12 protein-coding genes are annotated in these 12,980 nt (G+C 40.4%); 9 read left to right on the forward strand and 3 right to left on the reverse strand.

The window, feature by feature from the left end; genetic code table 11:
• The 3 genes from ACYZ0U_RS00150 (at position 1) to hflX (ending at position 2,635) form a co-directional block, all read left to right on the forward strand.
• A complete protein-coding gene (locus tag ACYZ0U_RS00150) occupies positions 1–573 on the forward strand; it encodes an anthranilate synthase component II (RefSeq protein ID WP_461448565.1) in 573 nt (190 codons plus the stop codon).
• On the forward strand, positions 570–1,355 hold the full coding sequence (trpC, locus tag ACYZ0U_RS00155) for an indole-3-glycerol phosphate synthase TrpC (protein ID WP_461448567.1): 786 nt from the start codon (positions 570–572) through the stop codon (positions 1,353–1,355). Before ACYZ0U_RS00150 ends, trpC begins: the two co-directional genes overlap by 4 nt.
• A gap of 95 nt (positions 1,356–1,450) precedes the next feature.
• Positions 1,451–2,635, forward strand: a complete 1,185-nt coding sequence (gene hflX / locus ACYZ0U_RS00160) for a GTPase HflX (protein WP_461448569.1) — start codon at positions 1,451–1,453, stop codon at positions 2,633–2,635.
• A gap of 100 nt (positions 2,636–2,735) precedes the next feature.
• On the opposite strand, the gene ACYZ0U_RS00165 is transcribed toward hflX, so the two are convergent.
• Positions 2,736–3,590 (reverse strand): menaquinone biosynthesis family protein, encoded by an 855-nt coding sequence (locus tag ACYZ0U_RS00165; protein ID WP_461448571.1) that lies wholly within the window; start codon positions 3,588–3,590, stop codon positions 2,736–2,738.
• Positions 3,591–3,643: 53 nt separating this feature from the next.
• Positions 3,644–4,315, reverse strand: a complete 672-nt coding sequence (gene mqnB, locus ACYZ0U_RS00170) for a futalosine hydrolase (protein ID WP_461448573.1) — start codon at positions 4,313–4,315, stop codon at positions 3,644–3,646.
• Between the two features lie 79 nt (positions 4,316–4,394).
• Here mqnB and ACYZ0U_RS00175 point away from each other — a divergent pair, with 79 nt between their 5' ends.
• From ACYZ0U_RS00175 to ACYZ0U_RS00190, 4 genes are all read left to right on the forward strand, one after another.
• The gene (locus ACYZ0U_RS00175; RefSeq protein ID WP_461449978.1) at positions 4,395–4,811 is read left to right on the forward strand and encodes a 6-pyruvoyl trahydropterin synthase family protein; all 417 of its coding nucleotides are present in this window, start codon (positions 4,395–4,397) and stop codon (positions 4,809–4,811) included.
• Between the two features lie 9 nt (positions 4,812–4,820).
• On the forward strand, positions 4,821–5,459 hold the full coding sequence (gene folE / locus ACYZ0U_RS00180) for a GTP cyclohydrolase I FolE (protein WP_461448575.1): 639 nt from the start codon (positions 4,821–4,823) through the stop codon (positions 5,457–5,459).
• A 76-nt stretch (positions 5,460–5,535) separates the two neighbouring features.
• Positions 5,536–6,423, forward strand: a complete 888-nt coding sequence (gene fabD, locus ACYZ0U_RS00185) for an ACP S-malonyltransferase (RefSeq protein ID WP_461448577.1) — start codon at positions 5,536–5,538, stop codon at positions 6,421–6,423.
• A gap of 51 nt (positions 6,424–6,474) precedes the next feature.
• Positions 6,475–10,227, forward strand: a complete 3,753-nt coding sequence (locus tag ACYZ0U_RS00190; RefSeq protein ID WP_461448579.1) for an ATP-binding protein — start codon at positions 6,475–6,477, stop codon at positions 10,225–10,227.
• A gap of 132 nt (positions 10,228–10,359) precedes the next feature.
• Here the strand turns inward: ACYZ0U_RS00190 and ACYZ0U_RS00195 are convergent, their stop codons facing one another.
• Entirely contained in the window at positions 10,360–10,707 is a 348-nt protein-coding gene (locus ACYZ0U_RS00195; protein ID WP_461448581.1) for a HesB/IscA family protein, read from the reverse strand.
• A gap of 93 nt (positions 10,708–10,800) precedes the next feature.
• On the opposite strand from ACYZ0U_RS00195, the gene ACYZ0U_RS00200 reads away from it, so the two are divergent.
• Together ACYZ0U_RS00200 and ACYZ0U_RS00205 are read left to right on the forward strand one after the other, a co-directional pair.
• Positions 10,801–11,331, forward strand: a complete 531-nt coding sequence (locus tag ACYZ0U_RS00200; protein ID WP_461448583.1) for a DUF7935 family protein — start codon at positions 10,801–10,803, stop codon at positions 11,329–11,331.
• A 5-nt stretch (positions 11,332–11,336) separates the two neighbouring features.
• On the forward strand, positions 11,337–12,884 hold the full coding sequence (locus ACYZ0U_RS00205; protein ID WP_461448585.1) for an acyl-CoA mutase large subunit family protein: 1,548 nt from the start codon (positions 11,337–11,339) through the stop codon (positions 12,882–12,884).
• Positions 12,885–12,980: the final 96 nt, after the last annotated feature.

Genomic DNA, 12,980 nt, shown 5'->3' on the forward strand with positions numbered 1-12,980 from the left:
ATGAAAAATATATTAATAATAGATAACTACGATTCCTTCACCTACAATTTGGTGCATTTAGTTAATGAGATCGGGTTGCAATGTGACGTTTGGAGGAATGACAAATTTGATATAGATGATGTGGATGCGTTTGATAAGATAATCCTGTCACCAGGACCGGGGATACCATCGGAAGCTGGCTTATTACTGGATGTGATCAGAAAGTATTCACCCAATAAAAGTATTTTTGGTGTTTGTTTAGGCCAACAGGCTATAGCCGAAGTTTTTGGTGGTGAACTGTATAATTTAAAACAGCCGATGCATGGCATAGCCACGCCAATAAAAGTAACTGATGACAAGGAGCAGCTTTTTATTGGCTTGCCTGAGCGTTTTAAAGTTGGCAGATACCACTCCTGGGTAGTTGATGAAAAATCGGTACCTGAGATATTGACCGTTACCGCGATTGATGAAGAAGATAATTCTGTCATGGCGTTAAGGCACAAGGAATACGATGTACGCGGTGTACAATTCCACCCGGAATCGATATTAACAGAGTTTGGAAAAGAAATGATGGCTAACTGGATAGGCGTATGAACATATTAGATAAAATAGTAGCCAACAAGCTTAAGGAAGTAGCATCGGCTAAAAAGAAAACATCGTTTACCCAACTTGAAGAGTCGGAGTATTTTGACCGCGAGACTTATTCATTCCGCGACTTTTTGTTGGATCCTGCTCGTACAGGTATCATTGCAGAGTTTAAGCGCAAATCACCATCTAAAGGCATCATCAATGATAAAGTAAAAGTTGCCGCGGTAACCAATGCTTATGCAGAGGCTGGGGCATCTGCACTGTCGGTATTGACTGACAAACAGTTCTTCATGGGCCGCAAGGCGGATCTGATCAGGGCGAGACAAGCAAACACTATCCCGGTATTGCGTAAGGATTTTATGATAGACGAATACCAGATTATAGAAGCCAAAGCGTTAGGCGCTGATATTATTTTATTGATCGCGGCGATATTGACGCCTGTACAAATTCAGCACTTAGGTTCACTTGCAAAAAGCCTGGGATTAAATGTATTGCTGGAAGTGCACAATTTAGAAGAATTGGAACGCAGCATCAATACAAATGTAGATGCCATTGGTGTGAATAATCGTAACCTGGCTGATTTTACTGTTTCGGTAGACACTTCATTTAAATTAGCTGAGCACATTCCATCCGAATTTTTAAAAGTATCTGAAAGTGCCATCAGCAATACTGAGGTAATTAAGGAGTTGAAAAAAGCAGGATTTAATGGATTTTTAATTGGTGAAAATTTTATGAAACAAGCTGATCCGGGCCTGGCGATGAGAGAATTTGTTGAAGGTTTGAAATAAGTGCAATCTGTCAGGGATCCATTAGGTTTAATGACAGATTAGGTTATTATTTTATCTAAATTTAACTTGGCAATTGTTTTGATATACATTAATTAATGAAGCAAAAATTTTATGACACTGCTGTGAAGCAGGAAAGGGCTGTACTTGTTGGGGTGATTAAACAATATGAAACTGATGAGCAGTCAAAAGAATATTTAGAGGAATTACAATTTTTGGTGGATACCGCCGGGGCGGAGACTGTTAAAATTTTTACTCAAAAACTCCAAAAACCGGATAGGTCAACATTTGTAGGCGCAGGCAGGTTAGAAGATATTAAGGTATTTGTTAAGGAAGAGGAAATCGATATTGTTGTTTTTGATGATGAGCTTACACCATCGCAATTGCGAAATATTGAGAATGAATTGCAGGTTAAGATCCTTGATCGTAATAACCTGATATTGGATATTTTCGCAGGCCGCGCGCAAACCGCCCAGGCTAAAAGCCAGGTTGAGCTGGCGCAACTGCAATATTTATTGCCACGATTAACACGCCTTTGGACTCACTTAGAGCGCCAGAAAGGTGGTATCGGTATGCGTGGCCCGGGTGAGTCGCAGATTGAAACGGACAGACGCTTGATCCTGGAAAAGATCTCGTTGTTAAAAGAAAGACTAAAACTAATAGACCGGCAAAACGAAACCCAGCGCAAAAACCGCGTGTCGATGGTTCGGGTGGCGTTGGTGGGTTATACCAACGTGGGTAAATCCACCACCATGAATATGATCTCTAAATCGGATGTTTTCGCGGAGAATAAGTTGTTCGCTACTTTGGATACCACCGTTAGGAAAGTAGTGATTGAGAATGTGCCTTTCCTGCTTTCGGATACGGTTGGATTCATTCGCAAATTACCTCATGATTTAATAGAGTGTTTTAAATCTACATTGGATGAAGTGCGCGAGGCTGATATTTTGATCCATGTGGTAGATGTTTCGCATCCGAACTTTGAAGATCAGATCAGGACGGTTAATGAAACGTTGAAGGATTTGGGAGTGATTGATAAACCAACCATTACACTATTTAATAAAATTGACGCTTACCAACCGATAAAAAATTATGCGGAGGAAGAAGTTGAACCATTGACACTCGACGATTTTAAACACAGCTGGATGGCGAAGAATAATAGCCCGGCAATATTTATTTCGGCTACTAAACGGGAGAATATTGACGAGTTTAGGAAACTGTTGTATGATATGGTAGTGGAGATACATGCGGCGAGGTATCCGTATGATCATTTGTTGTATTAATGCTTTATGATAATTATTGTCATTCCGAGTGAAACGAAGAATCTATCGATAGGCATTTGCTCCATAGATTCTTCGCTTTACCCGGAATGACAAGTTTGATTTATATCCCAGTCAAAAACAACTCCTCCTTAATCTCGGGTATTACATTCTTTTCAATTGCCGTATCAAATAAAAGCTTAATGGCTTTTTTGCCTTCATCGCCTAATTCTACGGAGTATGTGTTTACGTAGAGGTCGATATGTTTGTACATCACTTCCTCGCTCATTTCCTGGGCATGGGAACGGATAAATTCCAGTCCGGATTTTGGATTGGCAAAAGCATATTCAACCGAGCGTCGCAATACCCTGTTTATTTTATGTTGAATATCTATCGGTAAACTACGGTTAGCAACAATGCCGCCAAGCGGGATGGCTAAGCCAGTTTCCTTTTCCCAAAAATCACCCAGGTCGATGATCTTTTTCAGTCCTTTATCCTGGTAGGTGAAGCGGTTCTCGTGTATGATCAGTCCGACATCTACCCTGCCCTCTAAAACTGCATTTTCAATATCCGAAAAAACCAACTCTTCTTTATTCAATGCATTGGGGAAAGCTAAACCTAACAAAAAATTAGCCGTGGTGTATTTACCGGGGATTCCGATCTTCAATTGTGTACCTGGCTTTGATAACTCCTCACGCAATTTTTCAGGATCACCTTTGCAGATCAGCATAGGCCCGACACCAAAACCCAGCGCGCTGCCTGAATCCAGCAGCACATATTGATCGGCTACGTAGGCAAAGGCATGATAGCTTAGCTTAGTAATATCCAAATCGCCGTGAAAAGCCTTTTGGTTAAGCGTTTCTACGTCATCGTAGGACACATCAAACGTTAAACCTTCAGTATCGATCTTATGATGAATAAGCGCGTCAAAAATAAAAGTATCATTTGGGCATGGCGAAAAGCCGAGCGTTAGTTCCATAGTTTTTTATAGTTCCGGGAGCGGAGAGCGAGCTGTCAGTTAAAATATACACACTACCGGCTCTTCGCACTTCGCCCCCAATCCAAAAATTCAAGGGCAAATGTATTCAGATTTTTTATCGCTAGCCCTATTTGCCAGGCATCGCGGTTGCGTTTTTCTACATAATTTGACACTGCCCTGATTTGCATAGCGGGTAGTCCCACCTGCCGGCAGGCGTAAAAAAAAGCTGCACCTTCCATACTCTCAATTTGGGCGTTAATGCGGCTGCCTAATTTATAAATGGAGGCTTCGTTGCCATGAACGGTATTTACAGTAATAGCATTTGTTTTCCTCAGTCCAAAACGGGCGGATAGCTTGTAGGTTGAGTTGAAAACGCTCTGGCCGAAACCTAATTCATCAATACTAATGAAATCCTCGTCATCCTCGGCACCTAGTTCAGCAAGGGTATCTTCGGTTATTTCTACCACGTCACCCAGACTAATACTGCGGTCGAAACTGCCTGCGATTCCTAAGTTAATAGCGAGGTCGTACTGATTTGTTGCCAACTGTTTGCCTAAAGCGAATGATGTCGCAACCATTCCGGCACCAGTGATCAATACCGTAACTTGTGACGATAGCGAAGAGCGATATATTTCCGGTTGGCCGGAATCCGAAATTGAAAGTCCTAAATCCGAAATCAAATCTTTCACTTCAAATAAAGTGGCTGCCACAATTAATATCCGCATTGTCAAATATTTTTTAGACAGCTAAGATAAAACATATGCCTTGTTTTTGTTTTGTATATTTGCACCCACAATTGTTATGATGATACATATAACACGCAAAGAACATTTTAATGCGGCCCACAGGATGTACCGCGAGGAATGGAGCGCTGAAAAAAACGATGAAGTATTTGGCAAATGCGCCAACCCAAACTGGCATGGCCACAATTACAACTTGTTTGTAACGGTTAAAGGTGAAGTTACCCACGCTACCGGCTATTTAATCGATCTTAAAGATCTTAAAGTAATTATTAATGATTACGTGATCGAAAAACTTGATCATAAAAACATTAATAAGGATGTTGACTTTATGGCCGGTAAAATGGCATCGACCGAGTTGCTTTGTATTGAGATCTTCAAGCAATTGAAAGGCCCTATAGAGGCTCACAAAGGTGTGTTTCTACATTCCGTTAAATTATACGAAACCGAAAATAATTCCGCTGAATATTTCGGCGGCTAACCTACCGCAATGATTAACGAAAACAACATTCCTGATCGTGAGGACGATATCAAAGGATATGTAAAAATTGACAGGTACAATCCTGAACTCATTAACAGCTTATCGGCAAATTACCTTGATGTATTAAAGCACATCGGCGAAAAACCTGAGCGCGAAGGTTTAGTAAAAACCCCCGAACGTATGGCTAAAGCCATGCTATATCTTACACAGGGATACGACCTTGATGCTAAGGAAATATTGCAGTCGGCTATGTTTAAGGAGGAATACAGCCAGATGGTAATTGTAAAGGATATTGAAGTATATTCGATGTGCGAGCATCACATGCTACCATTTTTTGGTAAAGCGCACGTTGCTTACATCCCCAACGGGCATGTAGTGGGCTTGAGTAAAATCCCCCGTGTGGTTGATGTATTTGCCCGCCGTTTACAAGTACAGGAACGTTTAACCAATGAAATAAGAGATTGCATACAGGGCACCCTGAACCCGCTTGGCGTTGGGATAGTAATAGAGTGCCGCCACTTGTGCATGAGTATGCGTGGCGTACAAAAGCAAAACTCGGTTACCACAACATCGGCGTTTACAGGTGCTTTTTTAAACGAAAAAACAAGGACAGAATTTTTAAATTTGATCTCAGCTAAGTTAAGTTAAGTGGTTAATTAATGCGTAGTTTTAACTCAATTAACTACTTAACTTAATCAACCAATAAAACCAATCAACCAAAAACATGAAAGCATATATTTTCCCGGGGCAGGGTGCCCAGTTTGTTGGAATGGGTAAGGACCTTTACGAAAGATCAGCCGAAGCCCGTGAATTATTTGAAAAAGCTAACGAAATTTTAGATTTTAGGATAACTGAAATTATGTTCGAAGGTACCGACGAAGGCCTTAAACAAACCAATGTTACCCAACCTGCCATATTTTTGCATTCGGTTATTTTAGCCAAAGTTTTGGGAGATGATTTTAAACCCGAAATGGTTGCCGGTCACTCTTTAGGCGAATTTTCCGCCTTGGTAGCTGCAGGTGCATTATCATTTGAGGATGGGTTACGTTTAGTAGCGGCACGTGCCAATGCTATGCAAAAAGCCTGCGAGATACAGCCATCAACCATGGCGGCAATTTTAGGTTTGGATGATTTTACGGTTGAGGATATTTGCCACCGAATCAGCAATATTGTAGTTCCGGCAAATTATAACTGTCCCGGACAGTTGGTAATTTCCGGTACGATTGCAGGAGTTGATGAAGCTTGCGAACTAATGACTGCTGCCGGTGCAAAACGTGCATTAAAGCTTAATGTTGGTGGCGCGTTTCATTCACCGTTAATGGAAGCTGCGAGGGTTGAACTGGAACATGCCATTGTTCATACCGAAATTAGAGCGCCGATGTGCCCTATCTACCAAAACATTGATGCCAAACCATATATTGATCCTGAAAAGATAAAACATAACCTGATCGCACAGCTCACCGGCCCGGTTAGGTGGACTCAAACTGTAATGCATATGCTGGAAGACGGTGCCACACATTTTACAGAAGTTGGCCCCGGAAGCGTGTTGCAAGGCCTTGTTAAAAAAGTAAACAGGCAAATTCCTACCGAGAGCGCAGAAATACCGCAATAATATTACAAACATCTGTAGCATACAGGTGTTTGTAAATGTAATTTTACCTTATTGAAAACAGGCGTTTTGAGCACATCCGGAAAGATACGTTTATTGTTAGCTTTATTGTTTGCCAGTTTACTGTTTACGGCATCCATTGTTCAAAGTACCTATACACCGGTAAATAATCTCGATCAAACAGCTAAAACGCTGGAAGACAACCTGCAGCAAAAGGAGAAAGAGGTAGCCATACTCATAAATAATCGGGCAGATTTTAATAATCTAAAAACCTTACAGGATCATCCCACCGAAGCGCTAAAGTTCATCACCGATTATACACAGGGCAAAAGTATATGGGTTATAACCTATACTAATGATACTGTAAGCTTTTGGAGCGGGGTAAAAGTAGTGCCTGAGCCGAATAAACAAATTAAAGAGGGGGTATCTTTTATATCTGCGTCAAACGGATATTACGAAGCCATAAAAAAAAGCCAGGGTAACTTTTCAGCAGTATTTTATATCGAAGTTAAGGTAAACTACCCTTTTCAAAATCAGTATTTGCAAAACAGGTTTGCAAAAAACATGCTGAATGATAGCAATATCGACATAGCCGATTTTACAGATAGCAACGTTTACGGCATCCACAGCAGTTTTAATAATCAGTACCTTTTTTCGGTTAAGCTTACTCATAACCAGGTTAATCACCAATTTTTTTATTTTGAGTTGATAGCCTGGCTGCTAACTTTTTTAACACTATGTGTTTTAATACACGCCATATGTAAGTATTTTGTAAATAAGGGGCAGGTTTATGCAGCGCTGGCCATACTTGCTTTGTTTATTATAATTGTGCGTTTCATTTCACTGTGTTACCACTGGCCCGATTTTATCTATACTTTAGAGATCTTCAACTCATCTATTTACGCTCCGGGATATTCACATCTGTCTTTAGGCGATTTTTGCCTGAATATATTGTTTCTTTCTTGGTTTGCAGGCTTCATTTACAATCAGCGCCGCTCTTTAAGAATAACGGTTAAAGGCAGAAAGAAGAGTTACGCTATTTTTATAGTATTAACTATTGCTATTATTTTAATATCAACGCTGCTGCTTAATCTGTTTTATGGGTTAATAGCAAATGCTAAAATCAGCTTTGATGTATACAATGTATTCAACCTGTCGCGTTTAAGCCTCCTTGGCTTGTTAATGCTGTGTTTTTGTTTCCTGATCTTATTTTTAACCAACGAAACTTATCTATTTCTAATAAACAAATTATCCGTTCCTGATAAGCAAAAGGCTGTTATATTTTTATCGGGGATAGTGATTGCCACACTGGTTACTACCATTTTTTATTACGGGTTCAATTTGTTTTATGTTTTCCTGGCTATACCCGTGTTTATAAGAGCATATGCTTACAAACACAATGATGGCAAGGTAGATTCAACCAGCTTTATTATTATTGTGTTTGTTTTTGCGTTGATTGCATTTGCCAAGTATCAGCATGTAGAAACACGTAATGAAGCCAAAACACGTGTAGCACTAATCCAAAAATTAATAGCGCCAGATGATATTGTAGCTGATATTATTTTTAACCAGGTAGAAAAACAGATCATAAAAGATCCGCTGATAGTTTCCGGCCTTAATGATAGCCTGCATTATGCCAACCTTAAAAACCGGTTTCAAAAGCTGTATTTTGATGGATACTTATCAAAGTACGCCTATAATATTCACGTTTTTAACGAGGCCGGGCAACCCATAGCCAGCGATAAAAACTATACGCTGAATGTTTTTAAAGACTTGGTGCTATATAGTTCTTTTAAAGTATCAAACTATTTTTACCGTGAAAACGAGTCTTTCGGTTTTCAAAATTACTTTGCCATATTACCTGTTACGCAGGGTGGAAAAGTATTAGGTACAATCGTTGTCGAACTAAAATCAAAACCATTGCAGCCTTCCGGTTCTTTTCCCGACTTGTTAAAGGATGGCACTATCCAGGATGATAACCGCTTTAAAAATTACTCATTTGCTTTTTATATCGATAATAAGCTGGTAAGCAAAAGCGGTACTTATAGTTACGACCTCGTAAATACCGCCTTTAAAGGCTCATTGAAAAAATACACCATTACCACCACACAAAGCAGCTACCCTGAATGGTATAAGAGCCTGATCACCTACAGCCATTTATTGTATCAGCCAAGTGATCGTACATTAATTGTGGTAAGTAAAGAGGAGAATACGTTTTTTTACAATGTATCATCGCTTACATTCTTTTTTATCCTGTTGCTCTTATTCAGCTTAGTAGTTATTTCTATACGCTGGCTTTGGTTACGGATAAAAATATTAAGCATTAGCGAGGATAGCTTGAGATGGATATTTAAGATAAATTTTGAAAAAATCCTCTATAAAACACGTATCCAGTTTTCCATTGTAGCCGCAGTTGTTATTACGCTGATATTTGTAGGCTTTATTACCTTCCTGTCTTTAAGCACACAATACGACGAACAGCAGGAAAACATGATCCGTGATAAAATAACCCATATTACTACGGCATTTGAGAGTGGCTTGTTTGATAAATATTTAGGTAACATAAACGATGAAAGCCAGGTTAACTTTGACGAATTAGCCAGCACTTACTCAACAGACCTTGTTTTGTATGACAGGAACGGCGTTCCGATTATTACCACACAGCCTAAAATATATGATGACAGATTGCAACTAAGGCGAATGAATGCACGGGCATTTATATACCTGAGTAAATTTAAAAAATCGGAATTTGTTAACGAGGAAACCATTGGCGAGTTGCATTATAATGCGGCTTACGCGCCTTTGATCAACAATAAAAATCAAACGGTAGCTTACCTGGAGCTACCCTATTTCTCGAAACAGGCAGATTACGATGCGCGGATCATCTCCTTATTGAACATCATGATCAATGTTTACGCGTTGATATTTATTGTGGTAGGTTTATTTGCGGTGATCATAGCCCGCCAAATAACTGCGCCGCTTAGCTTTATGCAGTTAAATTTAAGCAAGATCATCTACGGTAGAAAGAATGAACCCATTAAATGGGAACGCGATGATGAAATTGGCGCATTGGTAAATGAATACAATAAGATGATCTCGGCTTTGGAAAATAGTGCCCAGAAACTGGCTCAATCCGAACGTGAAAGCGCATGGCGCGAAATGGCCAAGCAGGTAGCGCACGAGATCAAAAATCCGCTAACCCCATTAAAATTGGGTTTGCAATTACTCGAAAAATCATGGCGTGATAAAGACCCTAAGTTCGATGCGAAATTTGAACGCTTTAGTAAATCATTTGTGGAGCAAATTGAGAGTTTATCATCAATCGCTTCCGAGTTTTCATCATTTGCTAAAATGCCTGATACCCGTTTGGAGCGGATGAATATTTTTGATATGCTAAGCCAGGCTGTTACCATTTTTAACCATATGGATAACATCAAAATAAATTACGAAGCCCCGGCCGAGCCATTCATTATCAACGCCGACCGTGACCAGATACTCCGCTGCTTTAACAACCTGCTAAAAAACGCCATCGAAGCAGCACAACAGGATAAGTTAGGGATCATTGACATTAATTACCTCATCAGCGCTAAAAGCATACTCCTTAGTTTAAAAGATAACGGCAACGGCATTCCCGAAAACATGCGCGAAAAGATCTTCGAGCCAAACTTTACTACCAAAAGCTCAGGTACCGGGCTTGGTTTGGCCTTCGTGAAGAACTCTATTGAAAATGCCGGTGGTAAGGTTTGGTTTGAAACCACACAAGGGGTAGGCACAACATTTTATTTGAGTTTGCCTGCGGCGGAGTAAAGATCTCCCAAACTGAAGACTTAGTAAGTTTAAATATCAATTATAATTTCAAACAAAAAAGCTCACGAATTAATTTCGTAAGCTTTTTAAATATAAGGAAAATCGTTAAGTCCATTTAATCAAGGTTCAGATTTATACTGAGAACGAGGTACCGCAACCGCAAGTGCTCGCGGCATTCGGGTTGTTAAACGTAAACCCGCGGGCGTTTAAGCCATCGGAGAAATCAATCTGCATGCCGGCAAGGTATAAACCGTGCGCTTTGTGCATAAATGTTTTTATATCATTAATGTAATAAATATGGTCGCCGTCTTTTTGCTGGTCGAAGCCTAAAACGTAGCTCATACCCGAGCAGCCGCCGCCTTCAACACCTATGCGCAGGCCAAAATCATCACCCAATTCTTGCTGATCTTTCAGTTTCTTCAATTCTTTAACGGCGCCTTCAGTAAAGGTAACCGGTGCGGTTTCAACAACAGTACTCATCTTATTTTTAATTAACTACACAAATATAATGTAAAATGCAGATTTTTGTTGCAGAGCCAATTATTTATGACCTCTGCATAACATTCAATTCGTATGGTGATGTATTCTTATTTGTTAGATATTGTAAAATATACTGTTGCAGGCCTGGGGGTGGTATGGATAGCTTTTTACCTTGTAAAACCCTACCTGGATAAATCTGAACGCATCCAAATGCTAGAATTTAAAAAATCGGTTGCTAATCATACGCTGCCATTACGTTTACAGGCCTACGAACGAATCGTATTATTTATGGAACGCATCAACCCGCAAAATATGCTGGTGAGGCTTAATGCCGGCAGCTATTCCGCTGCCGAACTCCATGGGATCATTATAAGCGAGGTTAGAAATGAGTATCAGCATAACATCACGCAGCAAATATATGTTACCAGCAGGGCTTGGGGTGTTACCAAACGCGTTAAAGATGACACGCTGAATATTGCGACCAATACCCTTAAAAGTTTACCGGAGAATGCAACCGGACTCGAATACGGTAAAGCGATATTGGTTTCGCTAAGCCAGTTAGAGAACGATCCCTACGAGATTGGCGCTGAACTGATCCGTAAAGACATCGAACAATTATTTTAAGCGCAATGCCCGATAAAAAAATTACGACCACATCCGGAATTGAGATAAAGGAAGTATACACAGGGCCATCCGCAATGAATGAACTGCCTGGCGAATTCCCTTACACCCGCGGCATCCAAAAAGATATGTACCGCGGCAAACCGTGGACCATGCGCCAGTATGCCGGCTTTTCAACTGCTGAAGAATCAAACAAACGTTACCATTATTTACTGAGCCAGGGTACTATGGGCTTGTCGGTAGCATTCGATCTGCCTACACAGATCGGTTATGACTCTGATCATGAATTAGCCGAGGGTGAAGTTGGTAAAGTCGGAGTAGCTATCGATTCATTAAAGGATATTGAGATCCTGTTTGATGGTATCGAACTAAGAAATATAACCACCAGCATGACTATTAATGCTACGGCGGCTATATTGTTATGCATGTATATCGCACTGGCAAAAAAACAGGGTGCTGACCTGAAGCAGATTTCAGGAACTATACAAAACGATATATTAAAGGAATATGCCGCGCGTGGTACCTATATATATCCCCCTGAATCATCTATGCGATTAATAACCGATGTGTTTGAATATTGCAGCAAGGAAGTACCAAAATGGAATACTATATCCATATCAGGTTACCACATCCGCGAAGCGGGATCAACGGCAGTACAGGAATTAGCTTTTACCCTTGCGAACGGTAAAACCTATTTAAAGGCAGCTTTAACCAAAGGGCTTGACATTAATATATTCGCCAAACGGCTTTCGTTTTTCTTCAACTGTCATAATAATTTTTTCGAAGAGATAGCTAAATTCAGGGCAGCCAGGCGGATGTGGGCACATATTACTAAAGAGCTGGGTGCAACAGATCCTGGTGCACAGAAATTAAGGTTCCATAGCCAAACCGGCGGTTCAACCCTTACCGCTCAGCAACCCATGAATAATATTGTTCGCGTAAGCAACCAGGCTTTGGCAGCTGTATTGGGCGGAACACAGTCATTGCATACCAATGGTTATGATGAGGCATTATCTTTACCTACTGAAGCTGCTGCGAAGATAGCCTTGCGAACCCAACAGATCATCGCGTTTGAAAGTGGCGTTACCGATACGGTTGATCCATTGGCGGGCTCTTTCTTTATCGAATCGCTGACTGACGAAATGGAAAAAGCTGCGCAAGTTTATATAGATAAAATAGATGCCATGGGCGGATCGGTAAAAGCAATTGAACAGGATTATATGCAGCAGGAGATCGCCTCATCAGCCTACCAATATCAAAACGATATCGAAAGCGGCGACCTGATTATTGTCGGCGTAAATAAATTCACGCAGCAAGAACCAGCGCAAACTAATGTTTTCAGGGTTGATGATTCGATCAGAAAGCATCAGATCGAGAAATTAGTATTGTTAAAAAACAGCAGGAATAATTCCGCTGTTGACAAAGCCCTGCAACAATTAAAGCAGGTAGCCACTGGCAAAGAGAATCTAATGCCCTATATCCTCACAGCAGTTGAATGTTACGCCACGCTCGGCGAGATTTCGGATATACTTCGTAGCATTTTTGGCGAATATTAAAGGCATTTTAGCTATTTTAATTTTATTTCGCTCATTAGCATCAGATTAAAATTTAATGAGAAAATTCGCCAAACCATCGGCCATTTAAAACGTAGT

The sequence above is a fragment of the Mucilaginibacter sp. genome (assembly GCF_965225845.1).
GTDB lineage: Bacteria > Bacteroidota > Bacteroidia > Sphingobacteriales > Sphingobacteriaceae > Mucilaginibacter.